General features: G+C 58.6%; 21 protein-coding genes, 1 tRNA gene and 1 other RNA gene. 15 read left to right on the top strand and 8 right to left on the bottom strand.

Annotated elements, in window-relative coordinates; genetic code table 11:
• Positions 1-167: 167 nt before the first annotated feature.
• Positions 168-244, bottom strand: a tRNA-Arg gene (locus ACPOL_RS22920).
• A 255-nt stretch (positions 245-499) separates the two neighbouring features.
• On the opposite strand from ACPOL_RS22920, the gene ACPOL_RS22915 reads away from it, so the two are divergent.
• Positions 500-1,048 carry an RBBP9/YdeN family alpha/beta hydrolase gene (locus tag ACPOL_RS22915; RefSeq protein WP_114209115.1) on the top strand — a complete coding sequence of 183 codons (549 nt, stop codon included), beginning with the start codon at positions 500-502 and terminating at the stop codon, positions 1,046-1,048.
• Between the two features lie 16 nt (positions 1,049-1,064).
• On the top strand, positions 1,065-1,490 hold the full coding sequence (locus ACPOL_RS22910; RefSeq protein ID WP_150133105.1) for a hypothetical protein: 426 nt from the start codon (positions 1,065-1,067) through the stop codon (positions 1,488-1,490).
• A 74-nt stretch (positions 1,491-1,564) separates the two neighbouring features.
• Here ACPOL_RS22910 and ACPOL_RS22905 read toward each other — a convergent pair whose 3' ends face one another.
• Entirely contained in the window at positions 1,565-2,407 is an 843-nt protein-coding gene (locus tag ACPOL_RS22905) for a DUF5715 family protein (protein WP_114209113.1), read from the bottom strand.
• A gap of 330 nt (positions 2,408-2,737) precedes the next feature.
• Between ACPOL_RS22905 and ACPOL_RS22900 the strand changes: the two genes are divergently transcribed.
• The 10 genes from ACPOL_RS22900 to mnmG all read left to right on the top strand — a co-directional run bounded on the left by ACPOL_RS22900 (position 2,738) and on the right by mnmG (position 12,014).
• Positions 2,738-2,962 (top strand): hypothetical protein, encoded by a 225-nt coding sequence (locus ACPOL_RS22900; protein ID WP_114209112.1) that lies wholly within the window; start codon positions 2,738-2,740, stop codon positions 2,960-2,962.
• A gap of 66 nt (positions 2,963-3,028) precedes the next feature.
• On the top strand, positions 3,029-4,135 hold the full coding sequence (gene pheS, locus ACPOL_RS22895; protein ID WP_114209111.1) for a phenylalanine--tRNA ligase subunit alpha: 1,107 nt from the start codon (positions 3,029-3,031) through the stop codon (positions 4,133-4,135).
• Positions 4,136-4,300: 165 nt separating this feature from the next.
• A complete protein-coding gene (locus ACPOL_RS22890) occupies positions 4,301-4,660 on the top strand; it encodes a four helix bundle protein (protein ID WP_236656966.1) in 360 nt (119 codons plus the stop codon).
• A 49-nt stretch (positions 4,661-4,709) separates the two neighbouring features.
• Entirely contained in the window at positions 4,710-6,806 is a 2,097-nt protein-coding gene (gene pheT / locus ACPOL_RS22885; protein ID WP_114209109.1) for a phenylalanine--tRNA ligase subunit beta, read from the top strand.
• A 188-nt stretch (positions 6,807-6,994) separates the two neighbouring features.
• Complete coding sequence (locus ACPOL_RS22880) at positions 6,995-7,276, top strand: hypothetical protein (RefSeq protein ID WP_150133104.1); 282 nt, start codon at positions 6,995-6,997, stop codon at positions 7,274-7,276.
• A 7-nt stretch (positions 7,277-7,283) separates the two neighbouring features.
• Entirely contained in the window at positions 7,284-7,628 is a 345-nt protein-coding gene (locus ACPOL_RS22875; protein ID WP_114209107.1) for a cell division protein ZapA, read from the top strand.
• A 120-nt stretch (positions 7,629-7,748) separates the two neighbouring features.
• Positions 7,749-8,786 carry a TlpA family protein disulfide reductase gene (locus tag ACPOL_RS22870; protein WP_114209106.1) on the top strand — a complete coding sequence of 346 codons (1,038 nt, stop codon included), beginning with the start codon at positions 7,749-7,751 and terminating at the stop codon, positions 8,784-8,786.
• 118 nt (positions 8,787-8,904) lie between these two features.
• Positions 8,905-9,091: non-coding RNA, 6S RNA (ssrS, locus tag ACPOL_RS36805), on the top strand.
• A gap of 112 nt (positions 9,092-9,203) precedes the next feature.
• A complete protein-coding gene (locus ACPOL_RS22865; protein ID WP_161557524.1) occupies positions 9,204-9,965 on the top strand; it encodes a prolipoprotein diacylglyceryl transferase in 762 nt (253 codons plus the stop codon).
• A 69-nt stretch (positions 9,966-10,034) separates the two neighbouring features.
• Positions 10,035-12,014 (top strand): tRNA uridine-5-carboxymethylaminomethyl(34) synthesis enzyme MnmG, encoded by a 1,980-nt coding sequence (mnmG, locus tag ACPOL_RS22860; protein ID WP_114209104.1) that lies wholly within the window; start codon positions 10,035-10,037, stop codon positions 12,012-12,014.
• A 13-nt stretch (positions 12,015-12,027) separates the two neighbouring features.
• On the opposite strand, the gene ACPOL_RS22855 is transcribed toward mnmG, so the two are convergent.
• The 3 genes from ACPOL_RS22855 to ACPOL_RS22845 all read right to left on the bottom strand — a co-directional run bounded on the left by ACPOL_RS22855 (position 12,028) and on the right by ACPOL_RS22845 (position 13,476).
• Positions 12,028-12,654 carry a nuclear transport factor 2 family protein gene (locus tag ACPOL_RS22855; protein ID WP_161557523.1) on the bottom strand — a complete coding sequence of 209 codons (627 nt, stop codon included), beginning with the start codon at positions 12,652-12,654 and terminating at the stop codon, positions 12,028-12,030.
• Positions 12,655-12,790: 136 nt separating this feature from the next.
• Positions 12,791-13,234: a type II toxin-antitoxin system VapC family toxin gene (locus ACPOL_RS22850; RefSeq protein WP_114209102.1), complete on the bottom strand. Its 444-nt coding sequence runs from the start codon at positions 13,232-13,234 to the stop codon at positions 12,791-12,793.
• Positions 13,231-13,476, bottom strand: coding sequence for a type II toxin-antitoxin system Phd/YefM family antitoxin (locus ACPOL_RS22845; RefSeq protein ID WP_114209101.1), 246 nt, complete (start codon positions 13,474-13,476; stop codon positions 13,231-13,233). Before ACPOL_RS22845 ends, ACPOL_RS22850 begins: the two co-directional genes overlap by 4 nt.
• A 159-nt stretch (positions 13,477-13,635) precedes the next feature.
• On the opposite strand from ACPOL_RS22845, the gene dnaB reads away from it, so the two are divergent.
• Positions 13,636-15,033 (top strand): replicative DNA helicase, encoded by a 1,398-nt coding sequence (dnaB, locus tag ACPOL_RS22840; protein WP_114209100.1) that lies wholly within the window; start codon positions 13,636-13,638, stop codon positions 15,031-15,033.
• A 35-nt stretch (positions 15,034-15,068) separates the two neighbouring features.
• Here dnaB and ACPOL_RS22835 read toward each other — a convergent pair whose 3' ends face one another.
• The 3 genes from ACPOL_RS22835 to ACPOL_RS22825 form a co-directional block, all read right to left on the bottom strand.
• Entirely contained in the window at positions 15,069-15,818 is a 750-nt protein-coding gene (locus ACPOL_RS22835; protein WP_161557522.1) for a methyltransferase family protein, read from the bottom strand.
• 104 nt (positions 15,819-15,922) lie between these two features.
• Complete coding sequence (gene murQ / locus ACPOL_RS22830; RefSeq protein ID WP_114209098.1) at positions 15,923-16,861, bottom strand: N-acetylmuramic acid 6-phosphate etherase; 939 nt, start codon at positions 16,859-16,861, stop codon at positions 15,923-15,925.
• 158 nt (positions 16,862-17,019) lie between these two features.
• Positions 17,020-18,321 carry a Y-family DNA polymerase gene (locus ACPOL_RS22825; protein ID WP_114209097.1) on the bottom strand — a complete coding sequence of 434 codons (1,302 nt, stop codon included), beginning with the start codon at positions 18,319-18,321 and terminating at the stop codon, positions 17,020-17,022.
• Positions 18,322-18,761: 440 nt separating this feature from the next.
• On the opposite strand from ACPOL_RS22825, the gene ACPOL_RS22820 reads away from it, so the two are divergent.
• The gene (locus ACPOL_RS22820; RefSeq protein ID WP_114209096.1) at positions 18,762-20,384 is read left to right on the top strand and encodes an acyl-CoA carboxylase subunit beta; all 1,623 of its coding nucleotides are present in this window, start codon (positions 18,762-18,764) and stop codon (positions 20,382-20,384) included.
• Positions 20,385-20,572: 188 nt separating this feature from the next.
• A complete protein-coding gene (locus tag ACPOL_RS22815; protein WP_114209095.1) occupies positions 20,573-22,252 on the top strand; it encodes a S53 family peptidase in 1,680 nt (559 codons plus the stop codon).
• Positions 22,253-22,365: the final 113 nt, after the last annotated feature.

The following is a 22,365-nucleotide window of genomic DNA, read 5'->3' as shown; positions in this document are numbered from 1 at the left end:
GGCAAAGATGGTTGTTTCTGAACACCCCGTAGCAGAGGCTCTGGGTTCTTTTCGAGCTAGTCAGTCTCGTTCGGGAGCGAGCATGCCGGTTGAGCCATGGACGAATGTACCCGAAACCTGATCTCGGACGAGGGAATCGCGCGAGTCTCTATAACTTGTTGATTCGATGGTGACCCTGGGAAGATTCGAACTTCCGACCTGCGGTTTAGGAAACCGTCGCTCTATCCACCTGAGCTACAGGGCCAATGCCCACTATCAGAAGTTTACAGGCACCGGAAGAAATCTGTAAGCCGCAATTCTTGGGGTTCTCCGTATATCACTTCATCCTAGGAGTCTTAAATAAGCGGTTCGCGGGGCAAAGATCTTTCTGACGCGATGCCGTCCACCCCGAGTCAACGCCGGCCTGAGTGGTGCAGTTCTGCTTTATAACGGAAGCAGGCATTTTGCTTATCAGAAAAAACGAGCAAAATCACGCCTGAACCTGGATCGGAGATCGCACATGCGTGTACCACTTCTCATTCTTCCCGGACGCAACAATTCCGGGCCTCAACACTGGCAGACACTTTGGCAGGAGCGGCGGTCCGACGCATTGAGGCCCTCGCCAGCCAACTGGAATGAGCCAGAACTGAACGACTGGATGACGGCGCTCGAGCGCACCCTGAAAGCCTGCTTTGCACCCCCCGTGCTTGTAGCTCATAGCATGGGGTGTTTGTTGAGCGTCTGCTGGGCGAGCCAGCATCGTACGGACCTTCCGATCAGCGGTATGTTTCTAGTGGCGCCGCCGAACTTCAATCGAGAGGGTTTTTCCGCCCGCTCGTTTACCGACATCCCGGAGGTTCCGATGCCCTATCCCACTCTTGTCGTCGCCAGCACCAACGATCCGTATTGCACGATCGACGTTGCCAAGCGACTGGCAGGCGCTTGGGAGGCCGGCTTTATTTCAGTTGGAGAGCGAGGTCATATCGCCACCGAACCCGGCAACGGCAGCTGGGAAGAGGGGTGGCATCTGCTGGAAGCTTTTGCTGCTGGTCTCCGTGTTCAGATATAGGTCGTTCAGGGCCGTTTTGCGTGCCTGCGCGGACCTGTTTCTCTCCCAAAACGAACACCAGAGTCAGTTCTTCGTTCACCCCGAGGTCTACAGCCAAACGCGGCAACAATGCATCGAACGTTTTGTGTATCTGCTAGCCAAACAAGCCGCGGACGCTCTGGCAGTCGCGCAGACTCGACGCTGTCAGTTTCTGGAAGCCGAGTTGAAGCTTTGCTGGACCGCGCTCGACATTGGCGGGTCGGAGATGCGCGATGGTCGGCGAGAGATTACGGAACGGGAAATTTTATCCGTCCAGAAGGCCTCGGGCACTATATTGCACTTCCTTCCGGAGGTGGCAAACCCTGCCAAGCGACAACAGCTGACAGCCGAACTGAATCGAGTGAAGGCGGCACTTCAAGCCCTCGAACTTGAGTTTTCCTGTGAAGACCACATGACCGATTGATCAATTGCCGAGTTGCGAGTCACTCGCTTCGGCCATTCGAACGATCCTCTTCGCTTAGTTCATCTTCTTTGCACTTAATTCATTTTCGCTGCGAGCAGAGACGCTTTACCGTGCGCATTCGTAGGAGCGCCGACCGTCGCGGGATGGTACGAGCGGTAGACGGTAATGTGAAAACACGACTGGTAGAACTCTTCCTCGACGTCAACCTTGCCCGCGGATTGGAGGGGCATGAGGTAGGCCCGGATCCAGCCAATTTCGGCCATCGACAAACCCCTTTTCGCGATATCGATCGTGGCTCCGGTAAGGTGTGGCGAGGCATCTTCCCCTTCTGCCGGCGCCGCGTTCGCATTGATCAACTCCAGGTGCCGCTGGTACTCGACCGTCCGCACAGCGGAATTCAGTTGGATGGGCCGGTGAAAACGTCCGTAGTGAACCCGCGACAGGTCGGCGAGGAATTGTGCCGTCCAGACGCGACAGTAGCGGCGGTTGACTGGAAGTCGCCCGTCTACCAGCAGCGCAGCGGTGACTGGGATCGGCACCAGCTGCCTGTCACGCCGCAGAGCAAGCAGGTCGGCATCATCCTGAACCGGCTCCAAGCCCTCCTTTTGAGAACGAACATTTTGCCGCAACAGCGAGTCGCGCGACCCTTTCAGTGGCGGAGGGAACGGGAATTTTCCTCGCGGCACCGGGTCGATGAGCGCAGTCGTGACCGGAAGGGTCGGGTTAAGACGTACGCTCTTTCGACGAGCCTCAAGCCGGGTCAACCGGCGTCTGGCAAGCTTTGCAACCTCCTGAGAGCGAGGCGTTCGCTGTAAATGAAAGGGCCTGATCTCTACCGGCGGCGCGGCGAACATCCTTGCGGCTGAGGGGATGAGCAGGGCTTGCATGAGGGCGAAGTAGCGTAAGTATCGGCGCATGTAGGGAGGGCGGAGTGCCAGAGTTCTTTCAGGGTAAAACGCCGGTGCCGGTGCTGGAAGTATTGAGAAAGGTTCCCAGGACGGTCTGGATGTCGCTGCAGACGCGAGCACAAGCGCAGGTGGTCAGGAGGCGCGAAGATCCACAGCGGGCTGAGAGCCTGGGGACGAGGGCCTCGGATAGGATTTGGTCTCTTCCTGCTCCCAAGTTGAAACACCGCCTGGGACCGGCACGTTTTTAGGCAGAAAAGCATTCAAGTCTTGGCGCGCTTCGCCGAAGTTCATAGTAGGGCTTTCGGGCCCTCGAAAGATTGAGGAATCAGGAGCGCCGCCATGCAGATTGAAAGTATTGCGTCATCTATCACCGGCACCGCCGCGATCAGTACCGCTGCTCGGGGGAGTGCCTCCGCTGGCAGCACCGCGCAAAACGCGATTGTCGAGCAGACGTCTTCAGGCTATGAGGCCTACGTCGCAGCCCCTCCAGGTCCGGTGGTGACCGGTTCGAGCATCGAGGCGGTCGAGCTGCGACTTAATTCCACCATTCAGTTTCAAGCCTAGAGGGTAAGATCTGGCACTGTTGGAGGCTAGAGATCGGTCGCTCTGGGTTATTCTCAGAGAGATATCATGTCGCAAAACCAGATTCCGGAACTCAGTGGCTTCGGAGGCGATGACCTCGATGCCGCGTTCGCCAAAATCGTCGATGAAGTCCAGGATTCATCGACGAATCTCACCGACGACGAGGCAGTTGAGCAGTTTCGCCTCCATTGGCTCGGCCGCAAGCAAGGCCGCCTGAAGGCCATTAGCGACGCTTGGCTGAAGTCCGCTCCAGCCGACGCTAAAAAGCATATCGGCCAGCGCTTCAATAAACTGAAGGAAGAAATTGATCGCCGCCTTGAGTCCGCCGGCAATGTCGGCATAAGTCGCGCTCAACTAGCTGCAGAGGCCATCGACGTCACCCTTCCCGGACTTCGACGTCCGCTCGGCGCCGAGCATCCGCTCATCAAGACGATGAACGAGATCGTCTCCGTCTTCCAGGCGATGGGCTACTCGGTCGGGGTTGGTCCGGAAGTCGAAACCGATTACTACAACTTCGAGTCGCTCAACTTCCCCCCCAACCACCCCGCCCGCGACACCCAGGACACGCTGGTCATCGCCAATCAGGAGCGCAAGCCGCTGCGTGACCGTTTGCTGATGCGTACCCACACCTCGCCCGTGCAAATCCGCACCATGGAGCGGCAGCCGCCGCCGGTGCAGATTGTCATTCCCGGCAAGGTACATCGCAACGACGCCGCCGACGCCACACATTCACCGATCTTTCATCAAGTCGAAGGTCTCTGCGTTGGCCCTAAGATCACCTTCTCCGACTTGAAGGGCACGCTCGACCACGCGATGAAAGCCTTCTTCGGCTCGAGCGTCAAGACGCGCTTCTTTCCTTCGTTTTTCCCCTTCACCGAACCCAGCGCCGATGTCCAGATCAGTTGTATCTTCTGCGGAGGCACGGGATGCCGTAAATGCAAACACTCCGGCTGGATCGAGTTGCTCGGATGCGGCATGGTCGACCCCGCCGTCTTCGCCTTAGTCCAAGCCAAACAACCGGGCTACGATCCGAAGAAGGTTAGCGGCTTCGCCTTTGGTATGGGCGTCGAACGTATCGCCATGATGAAATACGGCATCAGCGAGATCGGGCAGCTGTATTCGGGAGATATGCGATTTCTGGAGCAGTTTGCGTGAGCGGAAGCTAAGGGCCGGCTAGCTAAAGACCGGATTAGCTAAGAAGCACGTAGCTAAGAACCGGACAGCTTGAGAACAGAACAGCTAAGAGATTGTTATTTAGCGGAAATGCGTGTTGTTTTGAAGACTCGTCAGTTTCGAGATCTGCAGGTTTGGCAAAGGTCGATGAGGCTTGCGAGAGACGTCTACACTTATACGAACGACTTTCCTAAACACGAGGTCTTTGGCCTTACCGGTCAGATGAGACGCGCTGCCGTGTCAGTTCCGAGCAATATCGCCGAAGGGCGCGGAAGAGCATCCGACAAATCATTTCGTCTCTTCTTGACCCAAGCTCAAGGCTCGCTGTTTGAGCTTGAGACTCAATTGCAACTTGCCGCTGACATTGGCTATTCAGACCCAGCCAATGCCAACAAGCTCATGCTCGAATGTCAGGAGATCGCGCAGATGCTGCATGCATTTATGAGAACCTTGAAAACGAAGGAGAAATCAACCACAAGCCTTGGCGCCGCTAGCCGCCTAAGCTAACCGCCTTTTAGCTAGCCGCTCTTGAGCTGACCGCTTCTTAGCTGCCCTTATGAAAATCCTCTCCAATTGGCTCCGCTCTTATCTACCCGAACTCGAGCTCGCCGACAAGAAGCTCGCCGAAGACCTCACCCTCCGCGGCATCGCTGTTGAAGGTATCTTCGACTTAGGCGCGCATGGCTCCCTCTTCGATATGGACATCACCACCAACCGTGTCGATGCCATGAATCACTACGGCATCGCCCGCGAGATCGCAGCCATTTACAATTTGCAACTGCAACCATTGCAGATTGAGCTGCCAGCCGCTCGGCCGGTGAATGATCCATACCCCATCACCATCGAAGCGCCTGAACTCTGCGGCCGCTTCACCGCTCGCGTCCTGCGCGATATCAAAATCACTCCATCGCATGGCCTCATCGCTGAACGCTTTCGCCTGCTCGAACAAAAACTCATCTCGAACGCGGTCGACGCGACCAACTACGTCACCCTAGCCATCGGTCAGCCCACCCACACCTTTGATCTCGACAAACTCGAAGGCGGCATCGTCGTCCGGCTTGCCCGCAAAGGTGAGCGGCTCCGCACCCTTGATGGAGTGGAGCGCGAGCTCGATCCCGACGACCTCGTCGTCGCCGACCACTCGAAGCCGCTCGGCATCGCCGGAGTCATGGGCGGCTGGGATTCAATGATCACTGCCGAGACCAGGAACATCCTCGTCGAGGCCGCGTGGTTCGATCCCGCCGCCGTCCGCCGCAGCGCCCGCCGCCATGGCCTGCACACCGACGCCTCGCACCGCTTTGAGCGCGGCGCCCACTTCAATGCGCCGCCCGTCGCTAACGCGCTCGTCAGCCAGATCGTGCTCGAAGCGGGTGGCGAAATAGAAGGCGGCCTCGTCGACATCGTGATCCTCGACGCCCAGGCCCGCGCCGCCAATCGTCCAGCGATCAGGCTCCAGGTTAGCGAAGTCCAAAGAATCCTCGGCGCTACTGAAGACCCGGCAGGTATCACCGCTGAGACTACCGAATCCGTTCTCAGCGCCCTCGGCTGCAAGCTCGAGAAATCCGGTGGAGACGAATATGCAGTCACCCTCCCCAGCTGGCGTCTCGACCTCGACCGCGAGATCGATCTCATCGAAGAAGTGGCCCGCGTCTACGGCTATAACCGTTTCGCCAATACTCTGCCTGACTTTGCCGGCTCGGTTGTCGAGTTGCCCTTTGCCGGGAAAGAACAGACCCTGCGCCGCACGCTGCTCGCCCTCGGCTGGAACGAGGCCGTCTCGAGCACCTTCTGTTCTGTAACCGACGCGGTTACCTTTGCACCGCAGCCCGACTCCGCCGTCAAGATCGGCAACCCGCTCAACGAAGAAGCCGGCATGCTTCGCCCGTCGCTGGTGCCCGGCATGTTGACCATGCTCGGCGGCAATCTGAATCGCGACATTGAAAATGTGGCCCTCTTCGAGCTGGGCACCGCATTCTCCGGCACTACCGATAAGGTCGAGGAACGCCCAGCATTAGCCTTCGGCGCCACCGGGCACCTCGGCGCAAGCAGTCCCTTCCATCAGCCCGAGGCTGTTGACTTCTACACCCTCAAAGGAGCTGTCGAAGAACTGCTCTCCAAGTTCTCCGCTCGATCCAAATACATCGACGCCTTCCCCATTGAGTCTGGCTTGCTGCCTGAGTGGCTCCACCCTGGTCGCGCCGCCCGCGCCGTCATCGACGGCATCACTGTCGGCTATTTCGGCCAGCTTCACCCTAACGAAGCCCAGCAGCGAAAGCTCAAACAACCTGTCTACATCGGCGAACTCTATCTCGACCGCCTCTACCGCCAGTCGCTCCGCCAACCGGCCGCCGGCGAACTCTCGCGCTACCCCGCCGTTCGCCGGGACTTCTCCTTCGTCTTCCCCGACATGGTGAAGTGGGGAGAGATCGACGCAGCGCTCGAGTCCCTTGCCATCCCCGAACTCACGGCCATCGAACCCAAAGAGGTCCTCCGCGACCCCAAGGGCCTGCGCATTCCCACAGGTCACTATTCCCTCCTGATCGGAACCGTCTTCCAATCCGAGGCCCGCACTCTCCGCGATGACGACCTGCAGGCATTTTCTTCCGCAATTGTCCAGGTTTTGAAGTCAAAAGGAGGCCACCTTCGAACTTAGGTTCTCGCGATCGAAACCTTCAAAAAGGACACCGCTTTCTCTCCAGAGGCGATCGCAGTCGAAGAGTGGCGGAGGGCGCCTTCGCATTCCGGCTTCGCGCACCACTTCTGTCAATAGGGGAGGAGATTTCCTCATCCGCCCGCAAGCTATACTTCGATCAGACAGTTTCAGCGATTAAAGAGGTCTTGATGTCCACCCTCGCCTTTCAGGCCCCCGATACAAGTGCCGCCATTGACGATTTCACCGCGCTCGAGCAGCGTGTTCTGAAGACTGTCGAGCTCCTCAAGTCGGAACGCGCGGCTCGCGCCGCAGCCGAGGCGCGAGCCACAGAACTACACCAAAGCCTAGAAACCCAGACCGCCGAACTGCTTCGGGTCGAGTCCGAGGTGGAGGCATTCAAGAACGAGCGCGACCTGGTTCGTGGCCGCATTGAACGTCTGCTTGGACAGCTCGAAGAAATAGGATCCTGAAACGCGAATGGCCGATCACTCCTCCACTCACCCCGGCGACGATAGCGTCACCGTCGACATCTACGATCAGGCTTATCGGCTTCGCGGTCAGGACTCCGACTACATTCATCATCTTGCAGAGGTCGTCGACGCGAAGATGAGGCTGGTCGCCTCGCAGGGAAAGACAGTGGATTCGCTGCGGGTGGCGGTGCTTGCGGCCCTCAACATCGCCGACGAACTTGCGCGCACAGAAGAAAAGCTTCGCGAACTGAACGGCAGCTTGACTGCCACGGAAAGCGATATCCGCAACCGCGCTCATTCGCTGAACGGCCTCCTGGATTCATTGCTAACCGAAGAGCGCCGCATCGGCTGACCTGCGAACCGACCCGGAACAGAGTCGGACAATGGTGCACCTCTCGAACTGAAATAAACGCTCCTCGCGGGCGAACCATGCTACCCTCCGGAAGGTTTCATTTCCTCTTTGAGGAATCGCTTGAATCGCTGCCTGTTCTTTTGCCTGCTCTCTTTTTGTCTTGCAACTTCCGAAGGTCGATCCGGACCCACCGACCCCAAAGCCCAGAAGTCCTACGCTGAGGCGAATGATTTGCTGAAACGGCATAAGGATATGTGGGCGCTCGATGCTTTTAAGAGAGCCGCGAAGCAGGATGCAAACTGCGCTGCCTGCGACCAGCAGATCATTACCCTTGGTTTGAAACTCGACGACTATAAGGCGGCGTTGGCTGCTGGAGAGCACATCGTTACGCTGGTCCACAACCAAAAAGATATTGCGACCGCGCACTTTCTCTTTGCCACTGCACTCCTCCGGGCGGGGACAGCGAAGCATAAGGATGACCTGCTTTCGCGCAGCGGACAGGAGTTCCAAGCCGCGGTTCTCGCCGATCCGACCTTGCATCAAGCTATCTTTGGCGATGCCATGACTATGGCATCGCTCAATCAAGATGCCGCCGCGAAGACTCGATTTGCCGACTACCTCAAGGTCGCCGACCAGAATGCGATTGACTTCAAGCGTGCGCAACGCTACAGCGAACGTCCCGAGTTGGTCCGTGCTCAGATGGCGCCTGCATTTACCGTCAAGACGATCGACAATCGGGTGGTCTCGCTCGACGATCTCGCGGGCAAGGTCGTTCTCATCGACTTCTGGGCGACCTGGTGCGGCCCTTGTCGCGAAGCCCTGCCTCACCTCAAAGAGATCGCCCGCAAGTTTGCCGGTCGACCCTTGGTCGTGATGAGCATAAGCCTGGATAGGGACGACGCCAAGTGGCGGAATTTTGTGGCCAAGAACGAAATGACCTGGATTCAGAGCCGGGACGACGGCTTCCAGGGTCAGGTGGCCCCTCTGTTCGGCGTCCATGCCATCCCTGCCACCTTTACCATCGATGCCGACGGAGTACTCCAGGACCAGCACGTTGGCGATTCGGCAATCCAAGACAAACTCAAGAAATTGACGGCTCGCGCCCAGGCTCTACAGAACCAGGTCCAGGCGCAAGTCCATCCGGCTGGGGGATCATAAGTCGTTCTTCTCAAACGTTCCGAATTGGGCAAGGTGGAGCGGTTCCGGCAATAGGAATAAATCGCGGCTGCTATCGACTTGCAATACCGCTCCACTCCCGATAGCATCCAACTCAGAAACCGGCCTGCAAAGCAGGTAGGTGGTCAACTCTGGTTGAACCTTTAATCATTGAACAGGGGCTCGACTCGATAAATCGGTTCTGTGTGCCGCGTCCGCCAGTCCGGAATGCCTAATGAACCGCGGAGAGCCCCACCGTCTTAGGACGGGTTCACCAGAGTACTTACCTACGGCCCAGTGGGTCGGTTTTGTTGTTCTCGACAGCGCTGTAGCTCAACAGGAATTGTCATCCTGATTGAAGCTGGCGTAGCCAGGCGCGGTTGAAGGATCTGCTCGGTTCGCCGATTTACAATCGCGAGAGTGTATCCCCGCCTCTTCCAGTTTGGTCCGATCTCCATTCCCACCGCCGGAGCCTTTGCCGCCATCGGCATCCTCGCGGCGCTCTCCGCCGCGAGAATTACCGCGCGGCGCCTCGAGCTTGATCCCGAAAAAATCTGGGACCTCGGCATCACCGGCATCCTGACCGCCCTCTTGGCTCCCCGCCTCATCCTGATTTTCAGCAACTGGAAGGACTTCACCGCCCATCCGCTGTGGCTGATCGGCGTGTTCAGCGTTCGTTCCGATTCCGCCGTCGTCGGCGGATTGGCCCTCGCACTCACCGCCATGCTGGTCTTCGCGCTCGCTACCCGCCTGCCCTTGCGGTCGACCCTCGATGCGCTCGCCCCCGGCTTCGCGCTCGGCTTGGCCATCGCCAGCATCGGAGAATTCCTTGCCGGCTCCGCCTTCGGGAAACCCACCCGGCTCCCCTGGGCCATCACCTACAAAAGCCGACTCGCCTCGCTTTGGTACGGAACCCCGCTGGGTACGCCGCTGCATCCAGTTCAAATCTACTCGGCGTTCGTGGAGTGTTGCATCCTCGTGCTGCTGCTCACCCTGATTGCGAAGCGCGATACATGGAAGATTCGCAGCGGCGAGGTCATGGGCGCGTGGTTGTTCCTTTATGCAACAAGCAGCTCCTGCATGAATCTCCTGCGCAGCGATCTGCCGGCAAACAGCTTCTTCGCCTCGCAGAGTCTAGCTGCCGGAATGGCGCTCGTTGGCGGATTGCTGTGGCTGTTCTAAATCTCCGCGGCCGGCAAGTCTTGTCAGCGACTGGGCTCCTCGCTGGTGCACTAGAATAGAAACAGCAGCATGGCATACACCGAACAATACGATGTCGTGGTCGTGGGAGCGGGCCACGCAGGTTGCGAAGCGGCCATTGCCGCGGCCCGCATGGGCTTGCGCACCGCGCTCTTCACCTTGAACCTCGACCTGATCGCCCAGATGTCCTGCAACCCGGCCGTCGGCGGCATCGCAAAGGGTCATCTGGTTCGCGAAGTCGACGCCCTCGGCGGCATCATGGGCGAAGTTGCCGACGCCGTGGGCATCCAGTTTCGGCTTCTGAATACCTCACGCGGTCCGGCCGTCTGGTCTCCTCGCGCCCAGTGCGACAAACAGCAATACCGGATCAAGATGCGCCAGGTGCTCGAAGCTCAGACCGGCCTCTTCATCAAGCAAGCCGAAGTCGTCGATGTCCTTCGCGACGACACCGGCAGCCGGCCCAAAGGCAGCCGGGAAAAAATCACCGGACTGAAGCTGCGCGATGGGCGCAGCGTCTTCGCCGGAGCCGTCGTCATCACCACCGGCACCTTCCTGAACGGACTCATCCATTGCGGCGAGCAGCAATATTCCGCAGGCCGCAGCGGGGAGCCGCCGTCCATTCTCCTGGGAGAGGCATTGAAGCGGCTCGGCCTGCGCGGCTGCCGGTTGAAGACCGGAACGCCGCCGCGCCTTGACGGCCGTACCATCGACTGGAGCCGCTTCGAAGAGCAGCCCGGCGACGCTGAGCCCACACCATTCAGCTTCCGTACCCGCGAAATCCCGCAGCGGCAGATCTCCTGCCACATCGCCCACACCACCCCCGAGACGCTGCGCCTGATTCGCGAAAATGTCATGCGATCGCCGATGTATACCGGTCAAATCCAGGCCACCGGACCGCGGTACTGCCCGTCGATCGAAGACAAAGTCGTCCGCTTCCCCGACAAGGAGCAGCACCAGTTCTTTCTCGAGCCCGAGGGCCTCGATACCCACGAGGTCTACGTCAACGGCATGTCCACTTCCCTGCCCATGGACGTCCAGTCCGACATCGTCCACTCGATCCCGGGCCTGGAAAATGCCGAGATGCTGCGCCCCGGCTATGCCATCGAGTACGACGCCATCGATCCGACTGAACTCGACCGCTCGCTCAACGTCAAGAGCTTCGAGAACCTCTATCTTGCAGGCCAGATCAACGGGACATCGGGATACGAAGAAGCCGCCTGCCAGGGCCTCATGGCCGGCATCAACGCCGCGCTCAAGGTCAAGGGCGAGGCGCCGTTCACCCTCGATCGCACCGAAGGCTATACCGGCATTCTCATCGACGACCTCATCAGCAAGGGCACTAATGAGCCATACCGGATGTTCACTTCGCGCGCCGAGTTCCGCCTGCACCTGAGGATCGACAACGCGGATCGCAGGCTCACCCCCTACGGCCGCCGCCTCGGCCTCATTAACGACCAGGCATGGGCGGAGTATGAAGCCAAGCAGGCCCGCGCCGTCGCCGTCGAAAAGCTGCTCGGCACCCGCAAGGCCGACTTCCCGCGAATGACCGCCCTGATCCCCGAAATCGCCGCAGAGTTGAGCGGCGCGAATGGGCAAACCTATGCCCAGCTGCTCAAGCGCCCCGAGATCACAATTGAGTTGCTGCTTCCGCTTTTGCGCGAAGAGTTCGCGCGAGCAGAAGAGCCGCTCTTCGCGCCTTTGCTGCGCGCGAGCGACTCGAAGCTTCTAAAGGCGCAGGTTCGCAATGAACTCAAAGCGATAGAGACCGAGATCAAATACGCCGGCTATCTCGATCAGCAGCGCAAGTCGATCGACAAGCTCAAGAAGGCCGAAGGCCGTGCCATTCCCGGATGGTTCGACTACACCGCCGTCAGCGGCCTCTCCCGCGAGATGCAGGAGAAGCTCAGCCGAGTTCGGCCACAGACGTTAGGTCAGGCAAGCCGCATCCCTGGGGTCACTCCAGCGGCAATCTCGTTGGTGAATGTCTATATCGAGATCCAGGGCAAGCGGCTCGCCGGCACGATCGCTTAGCACCGCCGCCAAACTACTGTGGGTTCGGTTTAGCTGTGGACTGATCGGAAGAAGCCGGGGGCGGCGAAGCCGGCTCGTCTCCTTTGTGAAACAGCGGGATATGGAACGGCAATTCCGCCTTGCTCTGCTTAGTAGTAGTCGCGGCCGCCTTTTTATCCAGCGCCTGTTCGACGACGATGGTCCGCTGGGCGTTGATGCATTGCCAATTCGACCGGTTTCTTTGGAAGACATGGCTAAAGACGCCCTTTTCGTCGACAGGATGGCCATTCGCGCGACGCCGCAGCACGTAAGTGCCATTCACCAGGGCAACGTCGCCGAGCATGCGAACGCTCACCACTGTCTGCTCCAAGGAAATCAGGTCGGGAAAGTGATTGAGGACGTAGGCAATCTCCTGGTTGCGCGAGCGCACATCGCCATTAGCGGAAATGTCCACGAACTGCGGCGATAGCACCATCTCGAGACCATATTGGTCGCGCTTTGCCAGGGCCGCGCTCCAGGAATCCTCGAGATGCTGCATGACTTCGATCTGGGTAGGGGTTTTGGCAGTCTCTTGGTCAGCTGCCTGTTGTGCGCGGATGGTAGAAGCTGCGGGAGCCAACCCCGCGAGCAGGAACAATAGAATTCGAACTCTTGATTGCATCTTCATTGCGAATACAGCATGACCTCTTCATTGTATTGCAAAGCCGCAGAGAGCATGGCAAGTGGCCGCAGCAGCATTACCAGGAACAAGCGTAGATGGTAGGATTCGGCGAAAGTTGAGTTGCATCAGAGCGAGTCTATTTTGCACCGGCCGCGTTACTTTTCCAGGGATCAAGTCGCTGCATCTGAATGTCCGACACATCGCTCATGTTGCGAGTCACGAAGGTCAACTCATGCGACAACGCGGTTGCCGCCAATAGCGTGTCGATCACCGGCCTGGGACGCTGCGCCGACAACTCCCCCCACAGCCGCGCCGTCGCGGCGTCGATGCCCAGGATGCGGTCCGCGAAGCTGTATTCCAGTCCATCCACCCAGTGGCCGATCTGCTTCGCAGCGTCCGGATCGGAGTGTTGCTTGAGCGCCACTCCCTTCCTCAACTCCCCCAGCGTCAAAACGCTTATATAGAGCGTCGACGGGTCAGCCGAACTCAGGAACCTAATAACTTGAGCGTCGGCCTGTTTCTTGCGCGTCTCCGATAGGACATTCGTGTCGAGCAGGTATTGAAGTCGCCGCCCACTCAAAGGCCAATCTCTCTGCCCGGATCAAGGTCACGTTCGATCTCGAAGTCATCCAGCTTCGGCCCTCCCAGCAGATAATCTCTTAAGTCGGGTTTGTGGGCGGTGAGCGCGCGATAGTCCGCCATGGAGAGAATCACCGCTCGTTCCGCCCCGTGCCTGGTAATGATCTGCGGCCCCTTCTTTGAAGCTTCCTCAATCACTTCACTCAGCCGGGTCTTCGCTTCTTGCATCTGCCAACTGGCCATAACCATAACCTCCTAGTCTTGCTCTCCTATTTTCTGACCATAATTCTAGTTGATCTATACGAAATTGTTCGACAGCTTCTCGTTTTCCACCAAAATGCCGGGTTCCCACAGTGTTACTGGGCTGTTCAAAACTTGCCGGGAGACAATAAGAACTCATCCATGGCTACCACTCCCGACATTGCCTTTGAACGCGGCCTGCCAGCCAGCATCGACGCCGAACGCTCGATCCTCGGCGCGGTTCTGCTTGAAAACAACGCATACAACGAAGCCGCCGAGCGCATCCGCTCCGAAGACTTTGCGCTTGATTCTCATCAACGTATCTTCGCCCGGATGGGGGAGCTGATCGACTCCGGCCGGGCGGTTGACCTGGTCACCCTCACGGAAGAACTGGCTCGGCGTAAGGAAGTTGAGTCTGTGGGGGGTGTGGCTTATCTCGCCTCGCTCACCGAGGGATTGCCGAGACGCCTCTCGATTGAGGAATATGTTCGCATCGTCAAGGACAAGTCGCTTTTGCGGCAGTTGATCGGCATCTGCTCGAACGCCATCACCCGCGCCGCCGACCAGTCCGATGATGCGCTCGATGTGCTCAACGCGGCCGAATCCGCCCTGCTCACGGTCACCGAAAACGGCATTACGAATGGTTTCACCGGCATCCCCGAAATCGTCAGGGACTCTTTTGGAACGATCGACAATCTGTACAAGCAGGGCAAGGAGATCACCGGCCTGGCCACGCATTTTACCGAATTCGACCGCATGACCAGCGGTCTCCAGCATTCTGAATTAACCATCATCGCGGCTCGTCCTTCGATGGGCAAGACCGCCTGGGCCATCAACATCGCCCAGAATGCGGCAGTTTATGGCGGAAAAATCGTCGCTGTCTTCTCGCTCGAAATGTCGAAGGAGTCCCTGCTCCGCCGCATGCTGGCCTCGCAGGCGCTGGTCGACTCGCAGAAGATCCAGAAGGGTTTTCTCCTCCGCGAAGATCAGGAAAAACTCACACTCGCCCTTGAAGCCCTGACCGAAGCCAAAATCTTCATCGACGACAGCCCCGGTATCTCGCTGACCGAAATGCGCGCGAAGGCCCGCCGCCTGCGGCAGATCCAAGGCGGCCTCGACCTCATTGTCATCGACTACCTCCAGCTGATGACCGCTTCTCAAGGTGGAAAATCCGCGAAGGGCTACGAGAACCGCACCCAGGAGGTCTCCGCCATCTCCCGCGGATTGAAGGCGCTGGCCAAGGAGTTGAAGGTTCCGGTCGTGGCGCTATCCCAGCTAAGCCGCGCCTCCGAGCAACGCGGAGGAGATAAAAAGCCAATGCTCTCGGACCTTCGCGAATCCGGATCGATCGAACAGGATGCCGACGTCGTCGCGTTCATTCACCGAGAGAGTTACTACAACCGCGATGAAAACGGCCAACCTGACCCGGACACCGAAGGTAAGGCCGAAATCATCATCGCCAAGCAGCGCAACGGCCCGACCGGCTCGGTGCATCTGGCCTATATGTCGAAGTGCACAAGGTTTGAGAACCTCGCTCACGGCGGCGAGGAGTATCAGTAGGCATTTGCCGAGGTACGCGCTCCTCGTACGTGACATTATCGAATCATGGCCGCGGGCATTTTCCGTGTACTGATCAGCGCGTGCACGATGAGTGAACCGCCGAAGCATACAAGAATGCAGCGGGTGAGCAGATCGGCGTCGTAGCTCCAGGCGAGAATCGCGAAACAAGCAGCCGTCCCGACTGGAAATGACTCCGCCACGATGCCTTGTAGCCACCGCGGTCTAGCCGGGGAGGCCGCTGGTCTGGTGCGGGCCATCGGCAAGATCGAGGGGACGGACTTTCGGTAAAGTGCGTAGTCCGGACCCAGTTGTGCGGACAGAAAAAACTCTTCAGCAGCGATCAGGCGAATCGTCAATAGAAGCATGCCGGCCAGGAAAACCACAGCTCCTGAGACCGGCATCAAGACGGCGACTGCGGAGGCGGTGAGCATCATTCCTAGATACAAGGGATTCCGCAGGTAGCGATAAGGTCCAGCGGCCATGACTGCGCCGGCCTGCATGGCCGGATGTCGCATCACGAAGTTCCCCAAATAAGCAGTTCCCCATACCCGGAGAAGCGCGCCGAGAATGGCGATCGTTACCGTGGCGATGGTCACCACTAAGTAGGCATTGCCGAGGGAGAGCAGATTATTTCTCGCCAGCAGGATCGCCAGCCAGGACCACAATCGACGCGGATAGGGACTCGCAGCCGCGCCGAATCGCTCCCACGGCGCGAAGAAGCCGAGGAAGTAAAGCACACAGATGATTGCAACACGGAAGCGGAACTCGAATCTGGTTGCTTTCAAGCGGATACCGTCTCTGACAGTCGATGGATGACTGCTATGGGATTTTTGTTCGGGAACGGCAAATGCCGGGTTTCCCTCTCCGAATCTTACCGGAGCCGCACTCTTCATTCGCCGAGCGCCTTGCGTAGATCGCCGTCCGCCGCCGCCAGACGTCCTTCCGCCTGACTTCGCTCTATTTTCAGCTTGTGCATCAGTACCGCGCACTTGACCGAACCTGCCTTCTGCAGCAGCCTTTCTGCATCGTCTTTCTGCAGTCCGGTCATTGCTGAAAGAATGCGTTCGGCCCGATCCACCAGCTTGGCATTGGTCATCTGAACGTTGACCATCCAGTTGCCGTAGACATGACCGGTGCGGACCATGACTGCGGTGCTCAGCATATTCAGAACCAGCTTGGTTGCCGTACCTGCTTTCATGCGGGTCGACCCGGTCAGGATTTCTGCGCCGGTCGCCGGCGTGATGGCTATCTCAGCGGCAGAAGCCACCGCAGATTTGGGAACGCAGCTCAGGCCGATGGTCAGTGCGCCGAGCGCCCGCGCATAATCGATGGCCCCCAACATGTAAGGGGTTCGTCCGCTCGCGGCTATTCCCACGAGTGCGTCCCGGGCCGAGAATCCAGCGGCTTTGAGGTCTGCAGTCCCCAGCAATCGATCGTCCTCCGCACCCTCGACGGACGTGCGCAACGCCACATCGCCCCCAGCGATGATGCCTTGAACGAGTTCGCCGGGGACACCAAATGTTGGAGGGCATTCCGATGCATCCAGAACGCCGAGCCGTCCCGAGGTGCCTGCCCCGAGGTAGAAAAGACGGCCGCGTCTTCTGATTCTGGCGACAATAGCGTCGACGGCGGTAGCGATGTTGGGGAGTTCTGCGGCAACCGCCTCCGCAACCTCACGGTCGGCAGCATTGATCACCCGGAGCATATCGAGTGTAGGAAGTTCATCCAGTTTCGCGCTTGCGGGATTTCGCGCCTCAGTCGCGAGTTCGCCCAGCGCTGTTGTTCCCTTTCCAGATGCAAGACGCTCCTGGGTGGTGCCGATCGCCATCACGCTGCTCCCGGCAGTGCGGTCGACTCGGAGCGAAGATCGACAGCAACACCGAACCAGCCAACAAGAAGGAAGATACCTCGATCAAATGCCATGAGTGGAAGATACCATCCCGTAATCGTCCTCGGGTCGACGGGGATCGCCGACCCGGTGACTGCTCAAAACAACTCCGGAATGCTGGTGAACGCAATCCGAGTCGGCGCTGCGGCCCCCGCCAGCAGCATGCTCGCGGCCATTACTGTGTTCGTCCCATATTTGTGATTCAGTGAGTCCATGGTCGTCGTGATTCGAGTCCGCCGGGATTCCTCTTCGAGTCCCGAAAACAAGTTCAAGGTGTGCAGATGGTTTGGGACCAAATTCCCCAGCGCGATTCCTGCATAGAACGGCTTCTCAAAGCCTGCGCCCTGCGGACGCTGCGCCCAGAGCTTCTGCAGCGCCTCGATCAAAGTAAGGTTGTCCTGACATTCGATCAAGGATGTGCCCTTTGCCCAGGCACTTTGCGGAATACCGGAAAGATGTTGCTTGGTCGCGACTGCTTTGGGAACGGCGTACTTGATTTCCAAAGTCAGATGAGTTGTCCAAAGCCGGGCAGAACGTAACCGCATGGCCGCTTTATGGAGCAATTTGTGGAGCACCGCATAGGTGCCCTCAAGCGTTCGCAACTCAGGAGAGAGCATATGCGATTGGCTGATCGACTTCTGGTGCTCCAAAGCTGGATCATTGAAGTCTTGCCCGCGCAGCCAATGCCAGAGCTTCTCGCCGCCGATCCCGCCCCAGACGGAATTCATCTCCTCGCGCCCCAGCTTCAAGAGCTGCTGCATGGTGCGAATACCACATTCATGAAGCCGTTTTTCCATCCGGGCGCCAATTCCAGGCAGATCTCGGGGCTTTAACCCGAGCAAGGCCGCTTCCAGGATGTCCGGCGTTAAGGCGACCAGCCCATCTGGCTTCTCCATGTCGGAGGCGATCTTGGCGAGATATCGATTTTGGGCCAGACCAACGGAGCACTTCAAGGTAGACCCGGCCCGCTCCCGTACCGCCAGTTTGACGCGCCGCGCGAGATCGAGCGCAGCCAGCAAAGGCTGCTCTCGTCCGATCAGCCGACACGCCATTTCATCAATCGACATGACTGCGGTAATCGGCACACAGGTCTCGACCGCTTCAATGATGCGGTGATGGTAGTCGACATAGATCTCGTGCCGCGCCTCGATGAGTTCGATTCCAGGACACATCCGCTTGGCGTCGGCAACCGTCGTGCCGGTGCGGACGCCGAAGGCTTTTGCCTCGTAACTGGCGGCGATACAGCAAGTTGTGTCGGCGAACAGGGGCACGACTGCTACCGGACGCGCCCGCAAGCGCGGTTGCAGTTCCTGCTCCACCGAGGCGAAGTAGGAGTTCAAATCGAGAAAGAGCCATGCCAGTCGAGGACCGTCGATCGCACTTTGGGGAAGCTGATTCATCGCGGCCCCCGTTCTCCTCAAGTTTCGCCTTCCCATTGGCGAAAAACAATGGGATGATGTTCGCAGATGGCTGAGGATGCAGCAAACCTGCTGAACGACTCAATCATCTTACGAGAATGTAGGTGGCGTTATGGTTTCCCTCAAGCTACACGCGCTCATGATTTGGCTCCATGCAATGGGGGCCTGGGTTCCGGTTAGTTTAGCGGTGGTTGGTATTGCACTCTTCGCTTGCTGCGCGTTTGGATGCGGCAGCACCCCTTGCAAGGAAAAAGACCAGCTCTTTCGTCGAGAAGTTTACTAGCGGCGGTTGAACAGTCCTGGCGGTCCGGTTCGGCCGCAAACTTCAAGATTTTGTGTCCATGGACGAACTGTTGCCTGCAAGCCCAGGAAGTTCGGCCGCTTCACCTGTGAGTCTGGTTCCGTGTCTATAATCCCTCTTCATGGACACCCGATCGCCCACCCCCTCCTCGCCGCTCGCCGAATTGGGGCGACGCAATGCTCTCGCCGAAGAGTCCGGCGGCCCGGAACGACGAGAGCGACAGCATCGTGAAGGCAAGCTTTCCGCTCGAGAACGCGTTCTCCTGCTGCTCGATGAGGGCAGCTTTGAGGAGACTGACAAGTTCGTAACCCATCGCTGTACGGACTTCGGAATGGGTTCCGAAGACAAGCGCATCCTGGGCGACGGCTTCATCACCGGGTATGGACGCATCGACGGGCGGATCGCCTTCGTCTTCGCGCAGGATTTTACCGTGTTCGGCGGCTCCTTGTCGGAGACGAACGCCGCGAAAATCGTCAAGATCATGGACACGGCGATGCGGGTTGGGGCGCCGATCATTGGGCTCAATGATTCCGGCGGCGCACGCATCCAGGAAGGGGTTGTCTCGCTCGCCGGGTACGCTGACATCTTTCTTCGCAACACTCTAGCCAGCGGAGTCGTCCCGCAAATCTCTGCAATCCTCGGCCCGTGCGCAGGCGGCGCCGTCTACTCGCCGGCGATTACCGATTTCACCCTCATGGTCGACAAGACGTCCTACATGTTCGTCACCGGCCCGGACGTGATCAAGACGGTCACCCACGAGGAAGTAAGCAAGGAAGATTTAGGCGGCGCCGCCACCCACAATGAAATCTCTGGAGTGGCTCACTTCATGGCCCAGGATGACGCCGAGTGCCTGGCCATGGTTCGCGAGCTGCTCAGCTTTCTTCCCTTGAACAATGTGGATGACCCGCCCCGGCGGCCATGTACCGATCCTATCGATCGCGCCGACCCGGAGCTCGACACGATCATCCCGGCCGATTCTTCGCAGCCTTACGACATCAAGGATGTGATTGAACGCGTCGTCGATGACGGCTACTTTTTCGAAGTCCACGAACACTTTGCCCGCAACATTGTCGTCGGCTTTGCCCGGATGAACGGCCGGCCTGTCGGCGTGGTAGCCAATCAGCCGGCTTATCTCGCCGGTGTGCTCGACAACGATGCCAGCATTAAGGCGGCCCGCTTTGTTCGTTTCTGTGACTGTTTTAATATCCCGCTGATCACCTTTGAGGATGTCCCCGGCTTCCTTCCCGGCGTCCAGCAAGAGCATGGCGGCATCATCCGTAATGGCGCGAAGCTGCTTTACGCCTTCGCCGAAGCCACCGTTCCTAAACTGACTCTCATCACACGAAAAGCGTATGGGGGCGCCTACTGTGTCATGAGTTCCAAGCACATTCGCACCGACCTCAATCTCACCTGGCCCACTGCGGAGATCGCCGTGATGGGCGCGGAAGGCGCAGTGAACATCGTCTACGGCCGGGAACTGGCGGCGGTCGTTGAAAAAACCGAGTTGGTGGAAGGCCCGCTCACCGCCGAGCGCCGGGCCGAGATCCTGGCCGCGGCGCGAAGCCGCAAAGTTGAAGAGTTCCGCCAGCAATTTGCGAATCCGTATATTGCAGCAGAACGCGGCTATGTCGATGCCGTCATCCAACCAAGGGAAACCCGGCGGCGCATGATCGCCGCACTAGAAATGCTGGATGGCAAGCGCGACAAGAATCCGCCGAAAAAGCATGGGAATATACCCTTATGACTTGAGCGAACTAATTCCCCTTGCGACTTGAACGGGAAGAGGTCTATAGTCAGACCCAATTTCCAAAACAACTCTGCTCACCCTGAATGGACAATTCGTCCGTGTCCGCGTGAAACGCCGTGACTCGCTGCGTCACCATGTCGCAGCAGTGCGGTCCAAACCATCAACTCTGGCAGTCGAGGTGAACCATGTCAACTCAGCATCCGCAGCACAGCCAATCCCGGGTATCTTTCCCGTTGAGCGAACGTCACATCCATCCGGGCGCAGCTGTGGCAGGCAAGACCGACCCAAAGAGCATTATCAGTGTGTCGGTGATCGTGAAACGCAAGAATCCGCTCAATCTCGAAGAACTGGGCGGACGGCACGTGAGCCCGCAAGAGTTCTCTGAGAAGTATGCTGCTGATCCCGCCAGTTTTGCCCACTTGCGCGAGTTTGCCCATAAGAACGGGCTCACCGTCGATGAAGGCGCTTCCAGTCTGGACCGCCGCACTATCACGATGCGCGGGCCGGTGAACAAAATCGAAGAAGCGTTCGGCGTGACACTCAATGATTACGAGCTGGAAGGCCGGAAATTTCACAGCTATACCGGTACGATCTCGATGACGCAAGAACACGCCGAACCAGTGGAAGCCATCCTGGGACTAGACAATCACCCGATCGCGAAACCGCACTTCCGGGTCCTCGATCATCACCGGAAACACAAGAAGCCGACCGGTCCTTCGCCCGCTCCCACGCAAACGCCCGCTCAGGCCAGCTCCTTCAACCCGCCACAGGTGGCCCGGCTCTACAATTTCCCGACCGGCGTCAACGGCGCTGGACAGACTATCGGCATTCTGGAACTAGGAGGCGGTTACAATCCCAATGATTTATCGACCTATTTTAACGGGCTGGGGATCGCTGAGCCGCAAGTAACGGCGGTCTCTGTCGATGGCGCAACCAATGCTCCTGGCGATCCGAACGGCGCGGACGGTGAAGTTGCGTTGGACATCGAAGTGGCAGGTTCCATTGCTCCGGGCGCCAATATCGCCGTCTACTTCACTACAAATACGTCCCAGGGCTTTCTGGACGCACTCACCACTGCCTTGCACGATACGGCAAATGGTCCGCCGTCCGTCATCTCGATCAGCTGGGGCAGCCCAGAGTCGAATTACACTGCGCAGTCTTTGACCGCCTTCGATGACGCCTGCCAGTCTGCTGCTGCGCTTGGGATCACCATCACCGTCGCCTCGGGAGATAACGGCTCGAGCGACGGAGGCACCGGCAATAACGTAGACTTCCCTGCTTCCAGCCCGCATGTGCTCGGTTGCGGCGGCACCGAGTTGATGGCTTCAGGGACAACCATCGAGCAGGAGGTTGTCTGGGACGATCAGGCGAGTCAGGGAGGCGCCAGTGGGGGTGGGGTCAGCAGTGTCTTTGCACGGCCTTCCTGGCAGGCAAATGCCAACGTTCCGGCTGCTCCAACCAGCGCTGGCGGCCGTGGCGTGCCCGATGTTGCGGGAGACGCTTCTCCCGAAACCGGATACAACGTCACCTTCGATGGTCAGTCTGAAGTTGTAGGCGGAACGAGTGCGGTCGCACCGCTCTGGGCGGCCCTGATCGCCCTGCTCAATCAGCAGCGGGGCAGCAATCTGGGCTTCATCAACTCGACCATCTATGCAAGCGCGGAGAACGGCTTCAACGACATCACTCAAGGAAGTAATGGCGCTTATAGCGCCGGTCCGGGATGGGATGCCTGCACCGGCCTCGGTTCTCCAAATGGCGCTCAGTTAACGGCCATTCTTGGGACCTCAACCTCAACATCCACCGCACAAGGAACATCCGCGGTAGCTCGCTCCCATGCCAGAGAGCACACCCATACCGGAGACTAAAGACGGTCATAGATGCCCGAGGTCTTGATACTGAGACCTCGGTCGTCTGCTGTCTCGATCCATCACGTGCCGTTCTATTTGGCCTCTTCGCTGCAGTACCCTCCCTGCTCTTT

The sequence above is a fragment of the Acidisarcina polymorpha genome (assembly GCF_003330725.1).
GTDB classification, from domain to species: domain Bacteria; phylum Acidobacteriota; class Terriglobia; order Terriglobales; family Acidobacteriaceae; genus Acidisarcina; species Acidisarcina polymorpha.
Note: the sequence above shows the minus strand (reverse complement) of the source record. Positions and strands in the feature narration are given on the sequence as shown.

Excerpts from the sequence above, each read along its gene's own strand:
- ACPOL_RS22815 (WP_114209095.1), top strand. The coding sequence starts at position 20,573 with ATGTCAACTCAGCATCCGCAGCACAGCCAATCCCGGGTATCTTTCCCG.
- murQ (WP_114209098.1), bottom strand. The coding sequence starts at position 16,861 with ATGGCGATCGGCACCACCCAGGAGCGTCTTGCATCTGGAAAGGGAACA.
- ACPOL_RS22905 (WP_114209113.1), bottom strand. The coding sequence starts at position 2,407 with ATGCGCCGATACTTACGCTACTTCGCCCTCATGCAAGCCCTGCTCATC.
- ACPOL_RS22820 (WP_114209096.1), top strand. The coding sequence starts at position 18,762 with ATGGACACCCGATCGCCCACCCCCTCCTCGCCGCTCGCCGAATTGGGG.
- ACPOL_RS22915 (WP_114209115.1), top strand. The coding sequence starts at position 500 with ATGCGTGTACCACTTCTCATTCTTCCCGGACGCAACAATTCCGGGCCT.
- pheT (WP_114209109.1), top strand. The coding sequence starts at position 4,710 with ATGAAAATCCTCTCCAATTGGCTCCGCTCTTATCTACCCGAACTCGAG.
- ACPOL_RS22845 (WP_114209101.1), bottom strand. The coding sequence starts at position 13,476 with ATGGCCAGTTGGCAGATGCAAGAAGCGAAGACCCGGCTGAGTGAAGTG.
- ACPOL_RS22890 (WP_236656966.1), top strand. The coding sequence starts at position 4,301 with ATGAGGCTTGCGAGAGACGTCTACACTTATACGAACGACTTTCCTAAA.
- pheS (WP_114209111.1), top strand. The coding sequence starts at position 3,029 with ATGTCGCAAAACCAGATTCCGGAACTCAGTGGCTTCGGAGGCGATGAC.
- mnmG (WP_114209104.1), top strand. The coding sequence starts at position 10,035 with ATGGCATACACCGAACAATACGATGTCGTGGTCGTGGGAGCGGGCCAC.
- ACPOL_RS22875 (WP_114209107.1), top strand. The coding sequence starts at position 7,284 with ATGGCCGATCACTCCTCCACTCACCCCGGCGACGATAGCGTCACCGTC.
- ACPOL_RS22855 (WP_161557523.1), bottom strand. The coding sequence starts at position 12,654 with ATGCAATCAAGAGTTCGAATTCTATTGTTCCTGCTCGCGGGGTTGGCT.
- ACPOL_RS22825 (WP_114209097.1), bottom strand. The coding sequence starts at position 18,321 with ATGAATCAGCTTCCCCAAAGTGCGATCGACGGTCCTCGACTGGCATGG.
- dnaB (WP_114209100.1), top strand. The coding sequence starts at position 13,636 with ATGGCTACCACTCCCGACATTGCCTTTGAACGCGGCCTGCCAGCCAGC.
- ACPOL_RS22880 (WP_150133104.1), top strand. The coding sequence starts at position 6,995 with ATGTCCACCCTCGCCTTTCAGGCCCCCGATACAAGTGCCGCCATTGAC.
- ACPOL_RS22900 (WP_114209112.1), top strand. The coding sequence starts at position 2,738 with ATGCAGATTGAAAGTATTGCGTCATCTATCACCGGCACCGCCGCGATC.